Here is a 22,210-nt window from a genome sequence, read left to right as displayed (position 1 = left end):
GGAAGGATCTTTCGTGCGGAAGCTCGCCGTACTCGCCATCGCCGCCGCGATGTTCGCCGGAACCGCCGTACCCGCGCAGGCCGCGGTCTCGGTGAAGGTCATGGCGTTCAACATCTGGCAACTGCCCTGGATCGCCAGCCCGAACACTTCGGACAAACAGGCCAGGGCTCGCGCGGCGGAGGACGTCATCCGCGCGAACGACGCCGACGTCGTCGTCCTGGACGAGGCTTTCAGCGCCCAGGCGGAGGAACTGCGGAACCGGCTGAAGGACGTCTGGCCGCACCAGACCCCTCTTGTCGGCCAGTACTGCGGCACCTCGCCGGGCTGGACCACGGTGAACGGGAACTGCTCGAATTCCCCCGTCGTGGTCAACGGCGGGGTCACCGTGCTCAGCAAGGCGCCGGTGACCGAACAGCACCAGCTGGTCTTCCGCAATTCGTACTCCGGCACCGCCGATTACCTGTCCAACAAGGGCGCCGCGCTCGCCCGGCTGGTCGTCAACGGGAAGCCGCTCTGGATCGCGGGCACCCACATGCAGGCCGACGAAGGGCCGGAGACGCTGCCGAAGGCGCACGACATCCGGATGGCACAGCTCGGCGAGATCCGGGATCTGGTCACGAAATACGCGCCCGCGGCCGAGCCGGTCGTCGTCGCCGGCGACCTGAACATCGAGTACTGGGCCGGGCAGACGCGCAAGGATTCGCTCGGCCGGACGCAGGTCCAGCAGGGCGAAGCCTTCCTCGGCGGCATCCTCCGCACAACGGGCGAAGGCTCGTACACCTTCGACGCGGCCACGAACCCGAACGCGGCGAAGTCCGTTCCGGCGACCTACCGCGACTCGCTGGACTACGTCGGCGCTGTGCGCGCGGGCGGCCGTCCACTCGCCGCTGTCGGCCCGGTACAGCTCGTGCATTACGACGGTGGCACGATTCCCTCCGACCACTACCCGGTGGTGGCCAAGATCCAATACTGAGGCCTTCATCGGGAGAATCGCCTCGAGGAGGATCATGGCAGCCCTGCCAGCACGGACGAGGTACCGCTACTCGCTCGGCTCGTTCGTCACCGGCGCCTTCGGCACGGTTCCCGGCCTGCTCCTCCTGAAGTACCTCACCGACACGATGGGCGTCGCGGCGGGCGTGGCCGGTCTGATCGTGTTCGTTCCCAAGGCGTGGGACGTTCTCTTCAACCCGATCGCGGGAAGGCTGTCGGACGCGGACATGGTCCGCACCGGCAGCCGGCGCCGGTTCCTGCTCTACGGCGGCATCGGCGTCTCGATTCTCTTCGCGGCCCTGTTCGCGCACCCGGGCCTCGGTGGCCCGGTACCCGACGCGATCTACGTGATCGTCGTGTTCCTGTTGTGCGCCACCGCGTACGCGTTCTTCCAGGTGCCGTTCAACGCGCTGCCCGCCGAGCTGACGGACTCGGCCGAAGAGCGCACGAAGCTGACCAGCGTCCGGATCGGCTTCCTCGCGGTCGCCATCCTGGTCTCCGGCGGTGGCGCGCCCGCGATCACCGAGCTCATCGGCGGTGTCGCCGGCTACCGCGTGATGGGCTTGTTCATCGCCGTGGTCATCCTGCTCGCGACACTCGGCGTGTACTTCGGGCTGAAGGGCGCCCCCGTCGGCGCGCTGCGGCCGAACACGGTGAGCCCCCGTGAACTGCTCCGGACGCTCGCGCAGTGGCGGCCGTTCCGCTGGCTGCTCGGGGTGTACTTCATCCAGGCGCTCGGCATCGGCACGGTACTGGCCGCGATCCCGTACTTCGCGGAGCGGATCCTCGGCAGCTCGGGCTATGCGACGGTCCTGTTCGTCGGTTTCGTCGGCCCGGCGCTGCTCACCATGCCGCTGTGGCCGCGGCTCGGGGCGAGCCTCGGGAAGCTGGCCGGGTTCCGGATCGCCACCGCCGCGTTCGGCATCGGCCTGCTCGGGCTCCTCGGCGCCGAGGTGTTCCCGTTCGCCGTCACGATGGTGTTCGTCGCCTTCTGCGGTGTCGGCTACGCGGGGATTTCGGTGTTCCCGCTGGCGATCCTGCCGGATCTGATCAGCGACGAGGAGGAGCGGACCGGCGAGACCAGAGCCGGGGTCGCGGCCGGAGTCTGGACGGCGTCGGAGACGCTGGGGCTCGCGCTCGGACCGGGCCTGTGGGGGCTCGTGCTGCAGTTCGGCGGATACCAGTCCAGCCTCGACGCCAAGGCCGCGCAGCCGGACAGCGCGCTCACGGCGATCCTGCTCGGCGCGTCGATCCTCCCGGCCGTGCTGATCGTGCTGGGCATCCCGCTGCTGCGCAGGTCGGTGCTGGAGCGCCGGTCGTGACCGCCGAAGACGTCCTGAAGGAGCTTCGGGAACTGCGCGCGGGCGACCTGCCGACGCACGGAGGCCGGACGCTCGCGTATGTCTACGACAGCGGTCTGTCCGAAGTGGACGAACTCGGCGCGGCGGCGCACGCGCTGGCCTCGTCGGCCAACGGGCTGGACCCGACCGCTTTCCCCAGCCTGCTGCGGATGGAGAACGATCTCGTCGGCTCCGCCGCGCGTCTGCTGGGCGGTACGGCGGAGACGGTCGGCTCGGTGACCTCGGGCGGCACGGAGTCGTGCATGCTCGCGGTCCTGGCCGCCCGCGACGCGCGTCCGGACGTGTCTTCGCCGAGCATCGTGCTGCCCACGACCGCGCATGCCGCGTTTCACAAGGCGGCGCATTTCTTCGGTGTCCGCGTGCTTTCGGTGCCGGTCGACCCGGTGACCTTCCGCGCCGTTCCCGAAGCGATGGCCGCCGCCGCCGACGACAGCACAGTCCTCGTCGTCGCGAGCGCTCCGTCGTACGCCCACGGCGTCCTGGACCCGATCCCGGAGATCGCCGCACTGCTCGACGGCGTCCGGTTCCATGTCGACGCCTGCATCGGCGGCTGGGTGCTGCCGTACCTGGAGCTCGGCCCGTTCGGCTTCGACGTCCCCGGCGTCACCAGTGTCTCGGTGGACCTGCACAAATACGCCTACTGCCCGAAAGGCGTGTCGGTTCTCTTGCACGCCAACGCCGGACTTCGCCGGACGCAGTACTTCGCCAGCGCCGACTGGCCCGGCTACACGATGCTGAACACCACGCTGCAGAGCACACGGTCCGGTGGTCCGCTGGCCGCGGCGTGGGCGGTCGTGCGCCACGTCGGCGACGAGGGTTACGCGAAGCTGGCTTCGGCGGCACGCGACGCGGCCGTGGAGATCCGCACCGGGATCGAGGCGCTCGATGGATTGCGTGTCCTCGGAGATCCGGTGTCGACCCTGCTCGCGTTCACCATGGCGGACGGCGCCGGATTCGACCTGTTCACCGTCGCGGACGAGATGCGGGAGCGCGGCTGGTACGTCCAGCCGCAGTTCGCCCACGAGTCGTCGCCCGCGAACCTGCACCTGACCGTGACGGCCGCGAACCGGGGGAGCGAGAAGGACTTCCTGGCCGACCTGGGCGCCGCGGTCGTGGCCGCCCGCGAGGCCGGGCCGGTCGTCGTCGACCCGCGGGTGGCCGAGTTCGTCGCCGCGCTGGACCCCGCGACGTTGACGCCGGAACAGTTCGCCGGGCTGCTGGCGGCCGCGGGTCTCGGCGGCGACGCGGGCCTGCCCACCCGGATGGCGGAGATCAACGCCTTGCTGGCCACCGCGCCCGGGCCGTTACGCGCGCGGCTGCTGCTGGAGTTCCTCGGCGCGCTGTACACGGCTTCCTGATCCGCCCTTGACGCAATCGGTCGGTTGCTATACAAAGTTATAGCAACCGATTGATTGCTACTTGAGGAGGCCGTCGTGGGATTCCCCGACCGGATCGAACGCACCGTCGAAATCGCCCATCCGCCCGCGAAGGTCTGGGCCGCGCTGACCACGGCCGAGGGGCTGGGCACCTGGTTCGGGAACCAGGCGAGCATCGATCTGCGGCCCGGTGGTGAGGCCGAGATGAAATGGGACGAGGGGCACAAAGCGGAGATGCGCGTCGAGCGCGTCGAAGAGCCGGAGGTCTTCGGCTTCACCTGGAACATCTACGGTCTCCCCGACGACGACCCTCGCCGCACCTACGTCGAGTTCACCCTCGAACCGGCCGGTGCCGGTACGCGGCTCACCGTCGTCGAGTCCGGCTTTTCCCAGCTGCCGGACGACGCTCACCGTGTCGCGTTCGAAGGGAACACGAAGGGGTGGGCGGCCGAACTGGGTGAACTGATCGAATACCTCGATGCCGCCTGACACCGAAGCGATCGCCGAACAGGTCTTCGTCGCACTGGCCGACCCGAGCAGGCGGAGCATTCTCGCCGTCCTCGCCTCGGGCGGCCCGGCCACGGCGACCGACCTCGCCGACCGGCTGCCGATCACGCGGCAGGCCATCGCCAAGCACCTCGCACTGCTCACCGATGCCGGGCTGGTGATCCCGGAGCAGGGGGAGCGGCGCCGCGTCCGCTATCGGCTGCATTCGGCGCCGATGCAGGTCGCCCAGCAATTCCTCGCCGCGCTCGCCCGCGATTGGGACGGGCCGCTCGCGGCACTCAAAGACCAATTGGAGGGAACATCATGAGCTTTACGACGAGTTTCACCGTGGACCAGACGCCGCACCAGGTCTTCGACGCCTTCAACGACGTCCGCGGGTGGTGGTCGGAGGAGGTCGTGCACGCCGGCGACGAGTTCGAGTACCACTACGAGGAGCTCCACCGCTGCCGGATGCGGATCACGGAGTCCGTACCGGGCCGCAAGGTGTCCTGGCTGGTCCTCGAGAACCACTTCGACTTCACCCGCGACGAGACGGAGTGGGTCGGCACCACGATCACGTTCGAGATCGCCGAGAAGGACGGCAAGACCGAAGCGCGCTTCACCCACCACGGGCTGGTCCCGGACTACGAATGCTTCGACGTCTGCCACAAGGCATGGACCTTCTACGTCGGCACCAGCCTGCGTGAGCTGATCACGACCGGCGAGGGGCAGCCGAACCGGCGAAGCGTCCTGCCCGCGGAGCTGGCGGGATGAACATCGTCTCGCAGGCGGAATGGGAAGAGGCGCGGCTTCGCCTGCTGGTGAAGGAAAAGGAGCTGACCCGCGCCCGTGACGCACTGGCGGCCGAGCGGCGGCGCATGCCGTGGGTCGCGATCGAGAAGCCGTACGAGTTCGACGGTCCGTCAGGGACGGTGAACCTGCTCGACCTGTTCGAAGGACGTCGCCAGCTGATCGTCTACCGGGCCTTCTTCGATCCCGGGGTGGAGGGTTTTCCCGACCACGCCTGCAAAGGCTGCTCACTGATCGCCGATCAGGTCGCGCACGTCGCGCATCTGAACGCCCGCGACACCACCTTGGCCTTCGCCTCGCGGGGCACGCAGCCGGACATCACGCGGCTGAAGGCGCGGATGGGCTGGACGATGCCGTGGTACACGATCACCAGCGACTTCGACGTCGACTTCGGGGTCGGCGAATGGCACGGCACGAACGCCTTCATCCGCGAAGGTGACCAGGTGTTCCGCACGTACTTCGTCGACGCCCGCGGCGACGAAGCGATGGGTGGCACGTGGAGCTACCTCGACCTCACTGCGCTGGGGCGGCAGGAGGAGTGGGAGGACTCGCCGGAGGGCTATCCGCAGACGCCGCCGTACGAGTGGTGGAACTGGCACGACGCTTACGAGGGTGCCGCTCCCGCCGGTGGCTGCTGCTCGGGGTCTTGACCCTGGGTTAGGGTCCGGCCGGTGGAGAGTCTGTTCTTGACCCGGGTGCTGGACGCGCTGCGTTCCGGGGGCGATGAGGTGCTGTTCGTCCAGGACGGCGTGGAGACCGGCTACGGGCAGGCGCTCGACCTGCTACGCCGGATGTACGCGGGCCTTCCGGAGCGCGGGGTCGTCGCCATCGACGCCGGCAACCGGCCGGAGACCGTCCTCCTGCAGATCGCCGCACAGCTGCGGGGTTCGACGGTGCTACTCGTCGCGGCGTCGGCGAGTTCGCCGGATCGCCTCGCCGCGGTCGAGGCGGCCGGGGTCACGACCCTGGTGACCGAGCAGCCGTCGGACTGGCCCGCCGGTGACGCGCGGGTGACCACGCTCGACGACCTGGTGGACCGCGACGGTACCGATCCGGCGGAGCTGCCGGAGTCGGTCACCGCCATCTTTCCCACCGGAGGTACCACCGGGGCGCCGAAACTCATCCGGCACAGCGGGATCTACGACGGGATGGCCCATATCTTCGCGCCGGATCCGGCGGGGCCGGGACGTACGCTGCTGATCGCGCCGATGACGCATATGACCGGCAACGCCACCGTGCTCTGCGCGATCCTGCGGCGGGAAAGTGTCGTGCTGCTGCGAGGTTTCGACGCGGGCACGGTGCTGGACGCGATCGCGGAACACCGGATCACCACGTTGTCCCTCACACCCGCGCGCCTGGCCGCGGTGCTCGACCATCCGGCCATGACGTCGACCGACGTCAGCAGTGTGCGGCAGCTTTCGCTGGGTGCCGCCCCTCTTCCGCCGAGACGGCTGGCTCAGGCTCTCGAGGTGTTCGGGCCCGTCGTCGGACAGGGATACGGGCTCACCGAGGCGCCGATGATCGCGAGCATCTCCGCGGCGGAACTCGGCGGGCGGCCGGAGCGGCTCGAGTCCGTGGGCCGGATCGTGCCGGGTATGGAGGCCAGGATCGACGACGGCGAGGTCCTGGTGCGTGGACTGTCCATGATGGTCGGCTACCACGGGTCGGCGCCGATCGGGGACGGCTGGCTGCGGACCGGTGACCTCGGGCGGTTCGACGACGAGGGATACCTCTACCTGCTGGACCGGGCGAACGACGTCATCATCACCGGCGAGCACGGCACCAAGGTGTACTCGACCGTGGTCGAGAACGTGCTCGCGCGGCATCCACTGATCCGTTCCGTGGCCGTGTTCGGTGTGCCGGGCGACGGAGGCGAGGGCGAGCGGGTCCACGCCGTGGTGGTGCCGGTCGCTTCAGAAGCGCTGTCGGCCGAAGAAGTCCGGGCACACGCCAGGGAGTTCTTCGGGCGGGAGCATTTCGTACCGTCCGATGTGGACTTCACCGACGCGCTGCCGCTGACGGCGATCGGCAAGGTCGACAAGCGGGCGCTCCGCGAGCCGTTCTGGGCCGGGCACCGCCGCCACATCGCCTGACCGTGAAGAGCACTTGACCTCCAGTCAAGTGGAGGTCGCACGATGGGCTCATGAAACTGGGTGTGATCCTCCCGGCCGACGATCTCCGTGTCTCCGCCCGGCAGGCCGAGGACGCGGGCCTCGACAGTGTGTTCCTCGGCGATCACCTGATGACCGGACGTCCTTCGCTGGACGGCACGGTCGGGCTGGCGGTCGCCGCCGCGGTCACGACCCGGATCCGGATCGGGCTGAGTGTGTTCGTCCCGGCGATGCGGCCGTTGGCGTGGGCGGCCAAACAGATCGCCTCGCTGCAGCAGGTGTCGGGTGAACGGCTCATCCTCGGCATCGGCTCTGGCGGGGGAGAGGCCCAGTTCGCGGCGGCCGGGATGCCGTTCGCCGACCGCGGCCCGCGCACCGACCAGGCACTCCGCCTGCTGCCGGAGCTGCTGGCAGGCAAAGAGGTGCGGATCGGCGACGCCGTCGTCGAATTGGCGCCGCCGGCGGCGGTCCCGCCGATCTGGGTCGGCAACCGGGGCAGGCTCGTGCTCCAGCGGGTCGCCGAACACGGCACCGGGTGGTTCCCCTCCCTCCTGTCGCCGGAAGCCGTCGCCGCCGGACGGCGACGGCCGATCGATCTCGGCGTCGCGGATCCGGTGATCGCGGTCGGCGCCACCGGCGCGCTGGGCGGTGGCGCCGACCTGCCGCCGGTGGAGGACCTGGCGAAGGGGATCGGCGACGCCTACGGGATGCCGCTCGACCAGGCGATCTCCCTGCCGCTGACCGGTTCCGCCGAGGCCGTCGCCGAACGGCTGTCGGCATACCGTGAGGCGGGAGTGGCCCACGTCGTCGTCGGACTGGCGGGCCCGCGCTGGGCCGACCAGGTGCGGACACTCGGTCGGGTGAGAGCGCTGCTGGGCCGGTAGACCGGTGCTACGGTCCGCCTGACCAGGCATTTTCGATCAGGAAGGACCCGATCATGACCGCCGCCCACACCGAACACGCCGGCCATACGCACGCACACGGTGAGGGTTGTGGCCACGTCGCCGTACCGCACGGCGACCACGTCGACTACGTGCACGACGGTCACCTGCACCGTGCTCACGACGGGCATTTCGACGAGTGCGAGACCGGCGACCACATCCCGCACCAGGGTCACGACCACGCTCACGGTGAGGGCTGTGGCCACGTCGCGGTGCCCCACGGCGACCACGTCGACTACCTGCACGACGGCCACCGGCACGCCGCGCACGGGGACCACTACGACGACCACTGAGCGTGCCGTCCGCGGGTGGGCCGTGCCCGCCTCTGTCGCGAGTCGTCCACGCGCACACGCGTGTTGTCCATCCCCGACCGTGTCGTGGCGTGGGGCCGGTATCGCTCCTGCGTACGCGTTCTCCTGGTAGCGAGGGCCTCCTTGCCTACTCTGACGGTAGTGAAGGAGGCTTTCGCTACCCCCAGCTGTGATCTCTGGTGACAGTGGGACGGTTGTGATCTCGGCGGCCGGTCGCGAAGTACATGAAGGCCCCCTTCCTTGCGTCTAGCGCAAGGAAGGGGGCCTTCATGTACTTCGGTAAGGCGTGACTCGCGTGCCGCGAAATATCCCGAGTGGACACTTGAACCGGCTATCTCAGTGGACGTGCACCGCTTCCCACTCCGGAAACGGATCCGCTCCGGCCGCACCGACGGACAGGCAGGACCGGAGCGAGTCCAGCAGGGCGTCCTCCTCCAGCCCCACCCCGATGAACACGAGCTCCTGCCGCGGCGCGTCCTCGACACCCTGCGGTTCGAACCGGGCGACCGACCCGGCCTGCGACCACAGTCCGGTCACCCCTGGTCGTGACGCCAGCGAGAAGAACCCCTTCGACCGCAGGACCGTCCCGAACTCCCCGGAATCGAGCCTGCCGACGAAGTCCCACAGCCGTTCCGGATCGAAAGCGACCTCGGCACGGAAGACCACGCTCGAGATCCCGTACTCCTCCGTCTCCGGAACGTGATCGCCGTTGAGTTCGGCCACCCAGCCGGGTGCTTCCTGCGCCCGCTCGACGTCGTAGCGCCCGGTGCCGAGCAGCCGGTCGAGGGGGACCCGGCCGTGTGTCGAGACGACGACCTCGGCGGCCGGGTTGAGCCGCCGCAGCACCGCCGTCAGCCGGTCGAGGGAGCCTGCCGGGACCAGATCCGCCTTGTTCAACAGGAGGACGTCCGCGAATTCGATCTGGTCCATCAGCAGGTCGCTGACCGTCCGCTCGTCCCCGTCGTACTGGTCCAGCCCGCGTTCGGTCAGCGCGTCGCCCGTTGCCAGCTCCCGCTCGAAGTTCACCGCGTCGACCACGGTCACCATCGTGTCGAGCCGCGCGGAGTCCAGCAGGGTGGCGCCGTCCTCACGCGCGAACGAGAACGTCGCCGCCACCGGCATCGGCTCGGAGATCCCGCTCGATTCGATGAGCAGGTAGTCGAACCGGCCGTCCTCACACAGCCGCGAGACCTCTTCCAGCAGGTCGTCGCGCAGGGTGCAGCAGATGCACCCGTTGGTCATCTCGACGAGCCGTTCCTCGGTGCGGGACAGGCTGTTCCCGTCCCGCACCAGCGCGGCGTCGATGTTGACCTCGCTCATGTCGTTGACGATCACCGCCACCCGCAGCCCGTCGCGGTTGGCGAGGACGTGGTTGAGCACGGTCGTCTTGCCCGCACCGAGGAATCCGGACAGCACCGTGACCGGCGTCGTCATTCCCCACCTTGATGGAAGTGTTTCATCAGCTTGCGGGGCACGAGTTTCGTCTCGCCGTTCACCTTGATCGGCACCAGATCGGGCACGGCCGCCTTCCACTGCGAACGCCGGGACCGGGTGTTGCTGCGCGACATCTTCCGCTTCGGGACGGCCATTACTTCGACCCTCCGCGCCGTCCGTAGCGGCGGTGGAACTTCTCCACCTGGCCCGCGCTGTCCATGATCCGCTGGTTGCCGGTCCAGAACGGATGCGACCACGAGCTGATCTCGACGTTCACCACCGGATAGGTGTTGCCGTCGCTCCACTCGATGGTCTGCTCCGAGGTGGCGGTGGACCGCGTCAGGAAGGCGTCCCCGGTCGAGAGGTCCTTGAACACCACAGGGTGGTAGTCGGGGTGGATTCCCGGTTTCACTGCGTTTCGTCCTTTCGGTTCGACACGTTCACGTCGTGTTTCTCAGGGTCGGTCTCCGTGTCCTCACACGGTTCTTCGTGCCACTCACCGAACGGATCGGGGTAGCGGAGCCATTCCTGCTCCCCGGCGGCGAGTTCCTCTTCGGTCAGCAACGCCCCGTTCAGGGCGGACTCGATCTCCTCGGGGGTGGCCTGATCGGTGACGACGACCAGTTCCTGCGCGCGGTCGCCGAACAGCGGGTCCCAGCGCAGGGAGGCGAGGGTGCGCCGCTCGGGGGAGACGTCCGCCCAGTCCGGTCCGCCGGGGGCGGCGAGCCACGCCCCGGCGTGCCCGACACCGAGACCGCCGCCCGCGGACTCGATCCACAGCGCCATGTCCGGCTGGCTCGCCACCCAGAGCCGTCCCCGGGTGCGGACGACGCCGTCGAGCAGGACGTCGATCGCGTCGTGGAGGCGCTCCGGGTGGAACGGGCGCTGCGAGGTGAAGGTGAGCAGCCCGATCCCGCAGTCGGTGTGCAACGGCGGCTCGCCGCGCAGCAGCGGTCCGTGCATGTCGGTGACCTCGCCGCGCCGGGCGCCGGAGGGGACGGCGTCGAGCACGGTCTTCCCGTCCACAGTGGACAGCTCGACGCGCGGGATCGACGGCGCGACCCGGTCGAGCACGGCCGAGGCCTTCGCCGCGGACCAGGCGTCCGTCGCCGCTCCGGCGAGAATCAGCAGGTCGGCGAACTCGACCTGGGAGAGCGCGACCTGGGCGACGGTGCGCTCGTCCTCGGGGCTGGCCCGCAGGTTCCGTTCGGCCAGCGTGTCGTCGCCGGTGCTGTCGGCCAGCCAGCCCGTGCAGTCGACGACGGTCAGCACGGCTCGGAGATCGACGTCCTCGATCACCGGCCGTTCGCCGACGAGGACGTGGTGCAGCGCCCAGCTGACCGGCTCGGGCTCCATGGCCTCGTCGAGCCGGACCACGATCCGCCGCACCTGCGGCATCTGCGACAGCTTGCGCAGCAGCGGCAGCAGGTCTTCGCGCAACGTGCACGAGACGCAGCCGTGTGCGAGTTCGAGGACGGTCAGCTGGTCGCGGTCGCCGAGCCGGATCCGCCGCTTGACCACTCCGGAGTGAATCTGCCTCAGGTCGTGGTGCACGACGGCGGTGCCGGGTTCGGCGAGGCGCAGCCGCTCGGCGAGGTCGGCGTTCGGTCCCGGTGCGAGGCCACTGATCAGGACGAGGGGCACGCGGGGGTTGTCGGTCACTGAAGCTCCGGGGCGTCGAGGGCGTTCTGGTTCGGCTGTGTAGAGTAAATGAAAACGACAACCGATATCAACTTGGGAGGGTATATGTCCGCCGTGTGCCAGGTCACCGGCCGCAAACCGGGTTACGGGAAGCAGGTGTCGCATTCGCATCGGCGCACGTCCCGGCGCTGGGAGCCGAACCTGCAGGCCAAGCGGTACTTCGTGCCGAGCGAAGGGCGCTGGGTCCGGCTGCGGGTCTCGGTGAAGGGCATGAAGACCATCGACAAGCGGGGGATCGAGGCCGTCGTCGCCGAGCTCCGCGCGAAAGGGGTGAAGCTCTGATGGCCAAGAGCACCGACATCCGGCCGATCATCAAGCTCCGCTCGACCGCCGGCACCGGCTACACCTACGTCACCAAGAAGAACCGCCGGAACGACCCGGACCGCATGGTGCTGCGCAAATACGACCCGGTCGCGCGCAAGCACGTCGAGTTCAAGGAGGAGCGCTGATGGCCAAGAAGTCGAAGATCGCCAAGAACGACCAGCGCAAGGTGATCGCCGCGCGCTACGTCGAACGCCGTCGCGAGCTGAAGGCCATCATCGCCTCGCCCTCCGCCTCGCCCGAGCAGAAGGCGGCGGCCGTGTCGGCCCTGCAGGCGATGCCGCGCGACGCCAGCGCGACCCGGATCCGCAATCGTGACACCGCCGACGGCCGCCCGCGTGGCTACCTGCGGAAATTCGGGCTCTCGCGGGTCCGGATGCGGCAGATGGCGCACAACGGCGAACTGCCCGGCGTCACGAAGTCGAGCTGGTGAGCGCGATGGGCAAGCCGAGCCGCGAGCGTCCCTTCAAACGCAAGACGAACCTGTTGCGCGCCAACAAGATCACCGAGGTCGACTGGAAGGACGTCGATCTGCTGCGGAAGTTCATCTCCGACCGCGGCAAGATCCGCGCCCGCCGCGTCACCGGGCTGACCCCGCAGCAGCAGAAGCAGGTCGCCACGGCGATCAAGAACGCCCGCGAGATGGCGTTGCTGCCCTACCCCCACGCGGGGCGCTGACACCGCCGGTCCGGGCGGTGCGACACACCGCCCGGACCGCGGCCGCTGTGGGAGAATCGGGCCCATGACGGAGAACCCCGGACAGGCCGAGGAATTCGATCCCGAACTGCTGGAGCTGTGGGCGAAGGTCTTCGGCTTCGCCCGTTCGGGCGCGACCGCGGAGCTCGCCGCGTACATCGACGCGGGCGTCTCGGCGAACCTGACCAACGACCGGGGCGACACGCTGATCATGCTCGCCGCCTACCACGGTCACGCGGACACCGTCGCCGCCCTGATCGACCGCGGCGCCGATCCGAACCGCGAGAACGACCGCGGCCAGAGCCCGCTGGCGGGCGCGGTCTTCAAGAACGAACCCGAGGTCGTGAAGGCCCTCCTCAAGGGTGGCGCGGACGCGACGGCGGGGGAGCCGTCGGCGATCGACGCGGCCAGGATGTTCGGCAACGCCGAGCTGCTCGAGCTGCTCCAGGGCTGAGGCGGTTCTCACTCGGATCGCGGTCCGGGCCACTGAATCCTTACACTGCCCCGCATGGATGACCCGCATTACCTCTCCGGCCTCGACCTGGCCGGCCGTCGTGTCGTGATGATCGGTGGCGGGACGGTCGCCCAGCGCCGCCTGCCGCGGTTGATCGGCGCCGGCGCGCGGGTCGAACTGGTCTCCCCGCACACCACGCCGTCGGTGAGCGCCATGGCCGACGCCGGGGAGATCGTCTGGCATGAACGCCGCTACACCGAGGGCGACCTCGCCGACGCCTGGTACGCGCTGGCGTGCACGAACGACCCCGAGGTCAACGCCGCCGTCTGCGCCGAGGCCGAACGCGCGCGGGTGTTCTGCGTCCGCGCCGACGACGGAGACCTCGGCAGCGCGGTCACCCCGGCTTCGGGCAGGCACGGCGGCCTGCTGGTCGGCGTTCTTTCCGGTGGTGAGCCGCTGCGGTCGGCCACCGTGCGGGACAGCATCCTCGACGGCCTCCGCGCCGGCGCCGTCGCCGATGGCCGCGTGCCGGACGCCCACGACGAGCTGCCCGGCGTCGCCCTCGTGGGCGGTGGCCCCGGCGACCCGGAGCTGATCACCGTCCGCGGCCGCCGTCTCCTCGCCAGGGCCGACGTCGTCGTCGCCGACCGGCTGGCGCCGCGCGAACTGCTCGACGAACTCGCGCCCCACGTCGAGATCGTCGACGCCGCGAAGATCCCGTACGGCCGCGCCGCCAGCCAGGACGTGATCAACTCCACGCTGATCGACCGGGCCAAGGCGGGCAAGTTCGTCGTGCGGCTCAAGGGCGGCGACCCTTACCTCTTCGGCCGCGGCTTCGAAGAGGTCCTCGCCTGCGCCGAAGCGGGTATCCCGGTGACGATGGTCCCCGGCATCACGAGCGCGTTCTCCGTCCCCGCCGCGGCGGATGTCCCGGTGACCCACCGCGGTGTCGCGCACGAGGTCGTGGTGGTGTCCGGTCACGTCGCGCCGGACGACGAGAAGTCGCTGGTGGACTGGGATCTGCTCGCGCGGATGCGCGGCACGATCGTGCTGATGATGGGCGTCGAGCGGCTTCCGCTGTTCGCCAAGGCGCTACTGGCGGGGCGGCCGGGCGACACGCCGGTGGCGATCGTCGAGGACGGCACCATGCGCACGCAGCGGGTACTTCGCTCCACTTTGGACAAGGTGGTCGGCGACGCCGCCACGAGCGGGGTGCGGCCGCCCGCGGTGATCGTGTTCGGCCCGGTGGCGGGGCTGGCTCAACCCTCGTGATCATCCTTCGAGACGTAGAACCAGTCGGTCCCGTCGTCGCCGGACGAGTCGAGGTGGGCCGCCCGGACCAGACCGGCCCGCTGCGCCACCCGTTGCGACGCGACGTTCTCCGGCCGGACACGGGCGATCACGAGGTCGTCCGGCCGGTGGACGCGGACCCAGTCCACCGCCGCGGCGGCGGCCTCACTGGCGTATCCGGCACCCCAGGAGGAGGGGAAGAACCGGTAGAAGAGGTTCAGGACCGCCTGGCGCCGGAAGCCGACGATCTTCACCCCGCAGAACCCCAGCGCCTCCGGTGACCCGTGCGACCGGACCGTCCAGTACCCGAAGCCGTACCGGTTCCACTGGTGCGACCAGCGGAGTAGCAGCAGTTCCGCGTCTTTACGCGTCTCCAGCATGTCCGAGGGGTTGTGCGCGCAAGCCTCCGGATCGGTGTGGAGGGCGAAGATCGCGTCCAGGTCTTCGGGGGTGGGACGGCTCAGGAGCAGACGTGCGGTTCGCAGCTCCTCCACGCCCGTGTCCCGGGTCGGCGCCGGATCAGCGGTCATGGCAGCGCGCCGAGAAGCCGGCGATGGCCTCGGTCAGGCGGGTCGGGTCGAAGCGCAGTTCGACCGGGCTGCGGGCCTGGACGAACTCGGCCGCCGGCATGTCCGCGGCCAGCGTGTCGGCGTCGCCGAACGGGTGGATCGGATCGCGTTCGTGCCCGATGACCAGGGCCGGGGTCTCGATCTTCCGCCGGATGGACTTGGGCGGCGCGATCCGGCCGAACAACACGCCGTGCAGGAGCGCGGCCATCGACGCGGGCTCCTGGGACAGCGTGTCGGTGACGACGTCGACCCACTGGTTGCCGTGCGGCACGAGTTTCGCCGCCAGCGCCACCCCCTGCACGGTCACCGGCAGGAACCGGGCCGCCATGAGCAGCGGCGCGAACGTGATCAGTCCCGCGACGATCGCGTTGTCCAGCACGGGCATCTCGACGATCAGCCCGAGCGCGCGGTCCGGCGCGGCGACGCCCACTTCGAGCGCGACGTTGGCGCCCAGCGACGTCCCGCCGATGACGGCGGCGTCGATCTCCAGGTGGTCGAGCAGCGCGACGGTCTGCTCCGCGAACGCGGGCATCGAGTACAGCCACGAGTCGGTGGGCCGGTCCGAGTCGCCGTGACCGAGCAGATCGAGCGTCACCGCCCGGAACCCGGCTCGCGCCAGCTTGCGGGCGAGCGGCGCGTGCATCCGCCTCGTCAGCATGATGCCGTGGGTGAGCACGACGACCCGGTCGCCGGAGCCGAACTCGGTGTAGGCGAGCCGGTGACCCTCATGGGTGAAGGATCCCGACAGTTCGATCGGCCGGGAGGAGCGTTCGCGTCCGCGCGCGGTGCTGGGCGCGGGCAGGTCGGCGACCGCGGTGGCGCTGCTGGCCGGGCTCATGTCCCACCGTCCTTCGTCGATTGTCGGTACTCACCGGTAGTACCAGGAAAGCATCTCAGGGGCGGCCGGGCACAGTGGCCGTTGGCACCCTGTCAATCACATGAGTCAAGATGACCTCATGACCGCTACAGCTGACAGTCTTCCCGATCTCGTTTCGCTCAAGGTGGAGATCGACGGGCACGTCGCCGAAGTGACGCTGCTCGGTCCGTCCAAGGGCAACGCGATGGGCCCCGATTTCTGGCGCGAGCTGCCGATCGTCTTCCGCGCGCTGGACGCCGACCCGCAGGTCAGGGCGGTCGTGCTGACCGGCAGTGGCAAGCATTTCTCCTACGGGCTCGACCTTCCCGCGATGATGCCCAGCTGGGGCGAAATGCTCGGCGGCGACGCGCTCGCGGGCCCGCGGACGAAGTTCCTCGACGAGGTCAAGACCCTTCAGGCGAGCGTTTCCTCCATCGCCGAATGTCGCAAACCGGTCATCGCGGCCATTTCCGGCTGGTGCATCGGCGGTGGTGTCGACGTGATCGCGGCCGCGGACATCCGCCTGGCGAGCGCGGACGCGAAGTTCAGCGTGCGCGAGGTCAAGGTCGCGATCGTGGCCGACCTCGGCAGCCTGCAGCGGCTCGCGCCGATCATCGGCGAGGGGCACCTGCGCGAACTGGCCCTCACCGGCAAGGACGTCGACGCCGCCCGTGCGGAGAAGATCGGCCTGGTCAACGACGTCTACGCCGACCAGGACACCCTGCTCGCCGAGGCTCGCAAGCTGGCGCGGGAGATCGCCGCGAACCCGCCGCTGGTCGTGCAGGGCACCAAGAACGTCCTGTCGGCCAACACCGAACGCCAGGTCGCGGACGGCCTGCGCTACGTCTCGGCCTGGAACGCGGCGTTCCTGCCCAGCAAGGACCTCGGCGAGGCCGTGCAGGCCTTCCTCGAGCGCCGCGCGCCCGAGTTCAAGGGAGAGTAGAAAGAACCGGCGGCCACCCAGTACCAGGAGGACGATCGTGAGCGCTTCGGAGGCATACCGCACGTTCCGCGAGGCACGGGACTATCTGCAGGCCCATCGCGAGGACTACGAAACCGCCTATCGAGACTTCACCTGGCCCAGGCCCGCCGAGTTCAACTGGGCGCTGGACTGGTTCGACGTCGTCGCGGCCGACCCGGCCAATCAAGACCGCTACGCGCTGTGGATCGTCGAAGAGGACGGCATCGAGAACCGCTGGACCTATCCGGAGATGGCGCGGCGGTCCGACCAGGTCGCGAACTGGCTGCGTTCGCTCGGCGTGGCCAGGGGCGACCGGCTGATCCTGATGCTCGGCAACCAGGGTGAGCTGTGGCAGACGATCCTCGCCGCGATCAAACTGGGCGCGGTCATCATCCCGGCTTCGACCCTGCTCGGCCCGGCGGATCTCACCGACCGGGTCGAGCGGGGCGCCGCGAAACACGTGGTGATCCGTTCCGTCGACGCGCACAAGTTCGAGAACGTCGAGGGCGACTACACCCGCATCGCCGTCGGGGAACCGGTCGAGGGCTGGCAGTCCTTCGTGGACGCCTACGAGGAAGCGGACACCTTCACGCCCGACGGCCCGACGGCGGCGGAAGACCCGCTCCTGCTGTACTTCACCTCGGGAACCACCGCGAAGCCGAAACTGGTGCAGCACACGCAGGTCTCGTATCCGGTCGGTCATCTGTCCACAATGTACTGGATCGGCCTCGAACCGGGCGACGTCCACCTCAACATCTCCTCGCCTGGCTGGGCGAAACACGCGTGGAGCAACGTTTTCGCGCCTTGGAACGCCGAAGCGACGGTGTTTCTCTACAATTACGCGCGGTTCGACGCGGTTTCCCTGATGGCGCAGATGGAACGGTGCGGTATCACCAGTTTCTGCGCCCCGCCGACGGTGTGGCGGATGCTCATCCAAGCTGATCTGAGTGTGCTGAAGACGCCGCCGAGCAAGGTGGTCGGCGCGGGCGAACCGCTCAATCCCGAAGTGATCGACCAAATCGAAAAAGCTTGGGGCGTCACGATTCGCGACGGTTTCGGGCAGACGGAGAGCAGCGTCCAGATCGCCAACACCCCGGGGCAGGAGGTCGTGCCGGGCTCGATGGGCCGTCCGCTGCCGGGATTCACCGTGGCGCTCGTGGACCCCGTCACCGGCGAGCGGGCACAGGAGGGCGAGATCTGCCTCGACCTCGAGAAGCGGCCCGTCGGGCTGATGGCCGGCTACGCGGATGACGAGGAGCGCTCCGCCGCGGCCTTCGCGAACGGCTTCTACCACACCGGAGACGTCGGCTCGATCGACGATCGCGGCTACATCACCTACGTGGGCCGGACGGACGACGTCTTCAAGGCTTCGGACTACCGGATCTCCCCGTTCGAACTGGAAAGTGTCCTGCTGGAACACGAAGCGGTCGCCGAAGCGGCCGTCGTCCCCGCGCCCGACCCGATCCGGCTCGCGGTGCCGAAGGCGTACGTCGTCCTCACGAACGGACACGAGCCCACGGCCGGCACCGCGCTGTCCATCCTGGCCTTCTGCCGGGAACATTTGGCCCCGTACAAGCGAATCCGGCGGCTGGAGTTCGCCGAGCTGCCGAAGACGATCTCCGGCAAGATCCGGCGGGTCGAACTCCGGGGACGCGAGAACGACGCCGCCGAACGGCCGGCGGGGGAGTTCCGCGAGGAGGACTTCCCGCAACTGAAGGGCTGACCGCCCGGTCCCGAACTCCGAACTCGCGTGCTTGAACACGTAACTCGCGTGCTTGGGGGCGGAACTCGCCCAGCCGGTGTGTTCCGCCTCCAAGCACGCGAGTGACGTCTCCGAACACGCGAGTTACGAGTCTGGGCACGTGTGGGTCGAACGACCCACAGTGCGGTAACCGGAACCGCGTTAGCATCCGGTGCAGTGAATCGTTGACAACCCGTGGGGGTCACGGGTCTCACCTTCCCTGTCTTGAAAGGTGTTCCTGTCATGCGCATTCGTTTCCTCCTGCCGATGCTCGCCCTCGTGGCCGGGCTCGGTACCGCGGTCGCCACTCCGGCGGCCGCCGATCCGGGCCCGGTGACGGCGGGCGAAGTGTCCGTCGCCGACGCCTGTTACTCCTGGGGGCGCACGTTGTCCCAGGGCGCGTCCGGTGAGGACGTCCGGCAGTTGCAGATCCGGGTCGCCGGATATCCCGGTTACGGTGGTGTGCTCGCCATCGACGGCCAGTTCGGCGCGGGCACCAAGGCCGCGGTCACCCGCTTCCAGCAGGCGTACGGGCTGGGCGCGGACGGCATCGCCGGATCGGCCACGTTCACCAAGCTCTACGCGTTGCAGGACGACGACTGCACGCCGGTCAACTTCACCTACGCCGAACTGAACCGGTGCAACTCCGACTGGTCGGGCGGCAACGTGTCAGCGGCGACGGCGAAGGCCAACGCGCTGGTCTCGATGTGGAAGCTGCAGGCGATGCGGCACGCCATGGGCGACCGGCCGATCGACGTCAACGGCGGTTTCCGCAGCGTCGCCTGCAACAACGCCGTCGGCGGGGCGACCAACAGCCGTCACCTCTACGGCGACGCGGTCGACCTCGGGGCGGGCTCGCAGGGCTTCTGCGGGCTGGCGAAGCAGGCCCGCAACCACGGGTTCAGTGAGATCCTCGGCCCGGGCTACCCCGGCCACAACGATCACACGCACGTGGCACACCGGTCCACCCGGTTCTGGTCGGCGTCCTCCTGCGGGATCTGACCTCGTCACTCCCAGCGCCACAACGACGGCGGCCGTCCTCCCTTGGGGAGGGCGGTCGCGTGTTCGGTGGTGCGCCGCAGCCCGGGGACCCGCTCCATGGTCCGGCCGAGATTGGCCGGATAGGGTCGGTCCCCGGTCAGCGCTTCGGTCGCGTCCAGTGCCTGCGCCGTCGTGAAGATCGGACCGAGGAGCCCGGCGGTGAACGCGACGTCCCGCCACAGCCGTTCGGCCAGCATCGGGCGGCAGTCCGCCACGATCCGGTCGTGGTCGAAAGCCAGCGGCGGGACCTCGTCCAGCGGCGCCCACACCACGTTCCCCGGGTCGTCGAGCGCGGGTTTCATGGTGGCCCACAAGGCGATGGAGAGGGTGGGCCCGCGGGGGTCACGGTTCGGCTCGTCGAAGGTGGCGAGCTGTCCCGTCGCCGAGAGCGCGTCCGGCGGCAGCCCGAGTTTGGTGACCACCGCCCGGAGCGCCGCCTCCCGCAACCGCTCGCCGAGCCCGAGCAGCACCCCGGGCAGGGCGAGTTCGCCTTCGAACGGCTCGGCGGCACGCGGCGCGGTTCCCAGCAGGACGGTCCGTGTGCCGGGGTCGAACCGCACCACGAGCACGTCGACGGACACCGGAGTCGACTCGATCACGCGTTGATTGTCGACCTTGCCTCCACGACCCGGTAACCGGCCCTGTCCGGGCCGTAGCCGGCGACGGCTACCGGCAGCCGCGCACCGAACCACGCCGCCGGATCCGGCAGGTCGACGGCGGGGGAGCCGTCACCGGGTACGACCTTCAGCCCGGACGCGTCGAGGTGGGTCACCGCGAACGCGTCCACGCCGTCGCAGGCCGCGATCGCGTAGTCCAGCAGGGCCGCGTCGAGATGGCCAGCCCGCCACGCGCCCTGGAAGTCGCCGGTTTCGTTGTGCGCCTCCGGAAAACGGGCGAGCACGGCGGCGGACTCGGTCGGCAGCGGCCCCGCGCCGTGCCGGGTTAGATAGGTCCGCGTGACACCCAGTACCGCGTGCGGGCGCCCGGCCAGCAAGGCGCGGGCGTTGTGCGGGGTGGTGGTCGACCAGGTCGTATGCGGGTGAAATCCGTGGTGCTGGTCGAGGAGAACCCCCTGCGCTCCCTCGAAGACCAGCCGTCCGGAGTCCGCGAGCCGCCCTGTCTCGCCGCCGTCGGTGATCCGCACCGCGTCCGCGAAATCGCGGTACAGCGCCACCAGTTCGTCCACGGTGTGCGGTGGCGTGGCGAGCGGTGCGTAGAACCGCGCGAGCGCGTCCAGTTTGCGCCGCAACACCGACGGGCTGGCGCAGTCGGCGACCGTGGGCGCTTCCCCCGGCGTCCCGATCACCTCCTGGTTCTCCACCATTTCGCCCGGCGCGGCCCCCGCGAGCAGCGAGTACCAGACGGTCTCGCCGATCCCCTTCCCGCACGAGCCGTGCCGGTTCGCGCCCCGGGCCTCCTCCCTGGCCCGGTTCGCGTGGATGTGGAACGGGGTCGTGAGCAGGGCGCTCCCGTCCACGCTCAGCAGTGAGAGCGGATTCCGGACGCCCACCGCTTCGAGCCGCCGCGCTTCGGCGGCCAGCGCGAACGGCTCGACCAGCACGAACCGCGACAGATGGGTGGGCACGCCGGCGAACGTGCCCGCCCCGAACTGGCTGAAGGTGTGGTGCCGCCCGTCCGCGACGACGTTGTGCGCGGCCTGCGCGCCCCCGTTGAAGCGGACGACGGCGGTGGTGGGCCGGGCGGCGCACAGCGCGTCGACCACGGCGCCCTTGCCTTCGTCGCCGAAGCCGAGCCCGACCACCACCACGTGGCCGTCCAGCGGACTCATCGCAGCACCACGTCACTCGGGCCGTCGGTGTCGGGCACCGCCGAGGTGACGACCGATTTGGTGCCCAGTTTCGCCAGCGCCTTGCCCACAGCCGCGCTCTCGGCGACCGAGCCGACGTCCGCGAGGTCGGCGAGCGCCCGGTCGACGTCGACGACCCGTTCCTCCAGCCCGATGGTGGCCGCGATCAGTTCGCATACCGCGCCGGGATCGTCGAGCTTGAGGAAGTTCTGGCCGAGCAGACCGCTCCAGTGCTCGCCGATCTGCGGGTCGTTGTAGTACGACGACTGGTTCGGCAGCACGAAGTAGACATTCCATTTGCGGGCCAGCTCCCGGTACACCGAGGCCGGGTCGATGTCCTCCCGCACGTCGTCCCCGATCACCCGGCGGATGTGGCGGGCCTCCAGCGCGGGCTTGTTCAGCTCGTCGCCGATGATGAACAGATAGCCCTTGCGGCCGCGGTTCTGCCAAGCGTCGGTGACCACGTGCCTCGCCATGAAGTAGGCGGCCAGCTCGTAGGATTCGCTCTTCTGCCCGCCTCCACCGCCTTCGAGGAAGATCGTGCGCAGCTGCTCGTCCATCCGGTTGTCCGATTCGAACTGGCCGATCTGCAACGGGACCCGGTCGCTGTCGGCGTCGCCGATCGCGCCGAACAGCATCTGCGGATCGGCCAGGTAACCCCGGCGTTTGAGCAGGCCGTGCAGTTTGCCGAGCTTGCCCTGCATGATCCGCGGCACCCGGCGCATCGAGCCGGTGACGTCGAACAGCACCGCGATCGGCGTCGAATCGGTGTGGTCGGCCGAATCCCGGCATTCCCGCACGGCGTTCAGCGGATCGAGCGCGGGCGCGACCTTCCACTCTTTCGCGGGTTTGGAGCGGAGATCGGCGGTGTAGCCGAAATCGTCCTCGCCCTTGGCCGCGCGGAAGGTCCTCGCGGCGGCGTAGGCGTTGTCGTCCCAGTGTCCGTGTCCCAT

28 protein-coding genes are annotated in these 22,210 nt (G+C 69.4%); 19 read left to right on the top strand and 9 right to left on the bottom strand.

Annotated features, from left to right (window positions below):
- Positions 1-13 precede the first annotated feature (13 nt).
- From ACLJO0_RS18295 to ACLJO0_RS18250, 10 genes are all read left to right on the top strand, one after another.
- Entirely contained in the window at positions 14-973 is a 960-nt protein-coding gene (locus tag ACLJO0_RS18295; protein ID WP_410579678.1) for a sphingomyelin phosphodiesterase, read from the top strand.
- 34 nt (positions 974-1,007) lie between these two features.
- Positions 1,008-2,312 carry an MFS transporter gene (locus ACLJO0_RS18290; RefSeq protein WP_410579677.1) on the top strand — a complete coding sequence of 435 codons (1,305 nt, stop codon included), beginning with the start codon at positions 1,008-1,010 and terminating at the stop codon, positions 2,310-2,312.
- Positions 2,309-3,709: a pyridoxal phosphate-dependent decarboxylase family protein gene (locus tag ACLJO0_RS18285; RefSeq protein ID WP_410579676.1), complete on the top strand. Its 1,401-nt coding sequence runs from the start codon at positions 2,309-2,311 to the stop codon at positions 3,707-3,709. Before ACLJO0_RS18290 ends, ACLJO0_RS18285 begins: the two co-directional genes overlap by 4 nt.
- Positions 3,710-3,784: 75 nt before the next feature.
- A complete protein-coding gene (locus tag ACLJO0_RS18280; RefSeq protein WP_410579675.1) occupies positions 3,785-4,216 on the top strand; it encodes an SRPBCC domain-containing protein in 432 nt (143 codons plus the stop codon).
- Positions 4,206-4,541 (top strand): ArsR/SmtB family transcription factor, encoded by a 336-nt coding sequence (locus tag ACLJO0_RS18275; protein WP_410579674.1) that lies wholly within the window; start codon positions 4,206-4,208, stop codon positions 4,539-4,541. Before ACLJO0_RS18280 ends, ACLJO0_RS18275 begins: the two co-directional genes overlap by 11 nt.
- On the top strand, positions 4,538-4,987 hold the full coding sequence (locus ACLJO0_RS18270; protein ID WP_410579673.1) for an SRPBCC family protein: 450 nt from the start codon (positions 4,538-4,540) through the stop codon (positions 4,985-4,987). The genes ACLJO0_RS18275 and ACLJO0_RS18270 overlap by 4 nt, the downstream gene beginning before the upstream one ends.
- Positions 4,984-5,673 (top strand): DUF899 domain-containing protein, encoded by a 690-nt coding sequence (locus tag ACLJO0_RS18265; RefSeq protein ID WP_410579672.1) that lies wholly within the window; start codon positions 4,984-4,986, stop codon positions 5,671-5,673. Before ACLJO0_RS18270 ends, ACLJO0_RS18265 begins: the two co-directional genes overlap by 4 nt.
- Before the next feature lie 21 nt (positions 5,674-5,694).
- Positions 5,695-7,116, top strand: coding sequence for a class I adenylate-forming enzyme family protein (locus tag ACLJO0_RS18260; RefSeq protein ID WP_410579671.1), 1,422 nt, complete (start codon positions 5,695-5,697; stop codon positions 7,114-7,116).
- A gap of 50 nt (positions 7,117-7,166) precedes the next feature.
- Positions 7,167-8,018: an LLM class flavin-dependent oxidoreductase gene (locus ACLJO0_RS18255; protein ID WP_410579670.1), complete on the top strand. Its 852-nt coding sequence runs from the start codon at positions 7,167-7,169 to the stop codon at positions 8,016-8,018.
- A 53-nt stretch (positions 8,019-8,071) separates the two neighbouring features.
- Positions 8,072-8,368, top strand: coding sequence for a hypothetical protein (locus ACLJO0_RS18250; protein ID WP_125794207.1), 297 nt, complete (start codon positions 8,072-8,074; stop codon positions 8,366-8,368).
- 354 nt (positions 8,369-8,722) lie between these two features.
- On the opposite strand, the gene ACLJO0_RS18245 is transcribed toward ACLJO0_RS18250, so the two are convergent.
- Genes ACLJO0_RS18245 through mrf form a run of 4 tightly spaced genes read right to left on the bottom strand, consistent with a single transcriptional unit; the run spans position 8,723 to position 11,482 of the window.
- The gene (locus tag ACLJO0_RS18245; protein ID WP_410579669.1) at positions 8,723-9,820 is read right to left on the bottom strand and encodes a GTP-binding protein; all 1,098 of its coding nucleotides are present in this window, start codon (positions 9,818-9,820) and stop codon (positions 8,723-8,725) included.
- Complete coding sequence (gene rpmF, locus ACLJO0_RS18240) at positions 9,817-9,975, bottom strand: 50S ribosomal protein L32 (RefSeq protein WP_005149940.1); 159 nt, start codon at positions 9,973-9,975, stop codon at positions 9,817-9,819. Before rpmF ends, ACLJO0_RS18245 begins: the two co-directional genes overlap by 4 nt.
- A complete protein-coding gene (locus ACLJO0_RS18235; protein ID WP_020635049.1) occupies positions 9,975-10,232 on the bottom strand; it encodes a type B 50S ribosomal protein L31 in 258 nt (85 codons plus the stop codon). Before ACLJO0_RS18235 ends, rpmF begins: the two co-directional genes overlap by 1 nt.
- On the bottom strand, positions 10,229-11,482 hold the full coding sequence (gene mrf, locus ACLJO0_RS18230) for a ribosome hibernation factor-recruiting GTPase MRF (protein WP_410579668.1): 1,254 nt from the start codon (positions 11,480-11,482) through the stop codon (positions 10,229-10,231). The genes ACLJO0_RS18235 and mrf overlap by 4 nt, the downstream gene beginning before the upstream one ends.
- Before the next feature lie 84 nt (positions 11,483-11,566).
- Here mrf and rpmB point away from each other — a divergent pair, with 84 nt between their 5' ends.
- The 6 genes from rpmB (at position 11,567) to cobA (ending at position 14,264) form a co-directional block, all read left to right on the top strand.
- On the top strand, positions 11,567-11,803 hold the full coding sequence (gene rpmB / locus ACLJO0_RS18225) for a 50S ribosomal protein L28 (protein WP_005149951.1): 237 nt from the start codon (positions 11,567-11,569) through the stop codon (positions 11,801-11,803).
- Entirely contained in the window at positions 11,803-11,970 is a 168-nt protein-coding gene (gene rpmG, locus ACLJO0_RS18220) for a 50S ribosomal protein L33 (RefSeq protein ID WP_005149953.1), read from the top strand. The genes rpmB and rpmG overlap by 1 nt, the downstream gene beginning before the upstream one ends.
- Positions 11,970-12,275, top strand: coding sequence for a 30S ribosomal protein S14 (gene rpsN, locus ACLJO0_RS18215; RefSeq protein WP_410579667.1), 306 nt, complete (start codon positions 11,970-11,972; stop codon positions 12,273-12,275). Before rpmG ends, rpsN begins: the two co-directional genes overlap by 1 nt.
- Positions 12,272-12,520, top strand: coding sequence for a 30S ribosomal protein S18 (gene rpsR, locus ACLJO0_RS18210; RefSeq protein WP_410579666.1), 249 nt, complete (start codon positions 12,272-12,274; stop codon positions 12,518-12,520). The genes rpsN and rpsR overlap by 4 nt, the downstream gene beginning before the upstream one ends.
- A 64-nt stretch (positions 12,521-12,584) precedes the next feature.
- Positions 12,585-12,992: an ankyrin repeat domain-containing protein gene (locus ACLJO0_RS18205; protein WP_410579665.1), complete on the top strand. Its 408-nt coding sequence runs from the start codon at positions 12,585-12,587 to the stop codon at positions 12,990-12,992.
- Positions 12,993-13,046: 54 nt separating this feature from the next.
- Positions 13,047-14,264, top strand: coding sequence for a uroporphyrinogen-III C-methyltransferase (gene cobA / locus ACLJO0_RS18200; protein WP_410579664.1), 1,218 nt, complete (start codon positions 13,047-13,049; stop codon positions 14,262-14,264).
- Here cobA and ACLJO0_RS18195 read toward each other — a convergent pair.
- Together ACLJO0_RS18195 and ACLJO0_RS18190 are read right to left on the bottom strand one after the other, a co-directional pair.
- On the bottom strand, positions 14,252-14,776 hold the full coding sequence (locus tag ACLJO0_RS18195; RefSeq protein ID WP_410579663.1) for a GNAT family N-acetyltransferase: 525 nt from the start codon (positions 14,774-14,776) through the stop codon (positions 14,252-14,254). The two genes, cobA and ACLJO0_RS18195, sit on opposite strands and share 13 nt — an antisense overlap.
- Positions 14,777-14,801: 25 nt before the next feature.
- Entirely contained in the window at positions 14,802-15,689 is an 888-nt protein-coding gene (locus tag ACLJO0_RS18190; protein WP_410579662.1) for an alpha/beta fold hydrolase, read from the bottom strand.
- Between the two features lie 118 nt (positions 15,690-15,807).
- Between ACLJO0_RS18190 and ACLJO0_RS18185 the strand changes: the two genes are divergently transcribed.
- The 3 genes from ACLJO0_RS18185 to ACLJO0_RS18175 all read left to right on the top strand — a co-directional run bounded on the left by ACLJO0_RS18185 (position 15,808) and on the right by ACLJO0_RS18175 (position 19,411).
- Positions 15,808-16,650 (top strand): crotonase/enoyl-CoA hydratase family protein, encoded by an 843-nt coding sequence (locus ACLJO0_RS18185; protein ID WP_410579661.1) that lies wholly within the window; start codon positions 15,808-15,810, stop codon positions 16,648-16,650.
- 37 nt (positions 16,651-16,687) lie between these two features.
- Positions 16,688-18,391, top strand: a complete 1,704-nt coding sequence (locus ACLJO0_RS18180) for an AMP-binding protein (protein WP_410579660.1) — start codon at positions 16,688-16,690, stop codon at positions 18,389-18,391.
- A 261-nt stretch (positions 18,392-18,652) separates the two neighbouring features.
- Positions 18,653-19,411 (top strand): D-Ala-D-Ala carboxypeptidase family metallohydrolase, encoded by a 759-nt coding sequence (locus tag ACLJO0_RS18175; protein WP_125794197.1) that lies wholly within the window; start codon positions 18,653-18,655, stop codon positions 19,409-19,411.
- Positions 19,412-19,416: 5 nt separating this feature from the next.
- On the opposite strand, the gene ACLJO0_RS18170 is transcribed toward ACLJO0_RS18175, so the two are convergent.
- From ACLJO0_RS18170 to ACLJO0_RS18160, 3 genes are read right to left on the bottom strand one after another with little or no spacing between them, the layout of a single operon-like run.
- Positions 19,417-20,049 (bottom strand): NUDIX domain-containing protein, encoded by a 633-nt coding sequence (locus ACLJO0_RS18170; RefSeq protein WP_410579659.1) that lies wholly within the window; start codon positions 20,047-20,049, stop codon positions 19,417-19,419.
- The gene (locus ACLJO0_RS18165) at positions 20,046-21,239 is read right to left on the bottom strand and encodes an adenylosuccinate synthetase (RefSeq protein WP_410579658.1); all 1,194 of its coding nucleotides are present in this window, start codon (positions 21,237-21,239) and stop codon (positions 20,046-20,048) included. The genes ACLJO0_RS18170 and ACLJO0_RS18165 overlap by 4 nt, the downstream gene beginning before the upstream one ends.
- On the bottom strand, positions 21,236-22,210 hold the full coding sequence (locus ACLJO0_RS18160; RefSeq protein WP_410579657.1) for a hypothetical protein: 975 nt from the start codon (positions 22,208-22,210) through the stop codon (positions 21,236-21,238). The genes ACLJO0_RS18165 and ACLJO0_RS18160 overlap by 4 nt, the downstream gene beginning before the upstream one ends.

This window comes from Amycolatopsis sp. lyj-108 (genome assembly GCF_046549005.1).
Lineage (GTDB): Bacteria > Actinomycetota > Actinomycetes > Mycobacteriales > Pseudonocardiaceae > Amycolatopsis.
This window is presented reverse-complemented; position numbering and strand designations above follow the sequence as displayed.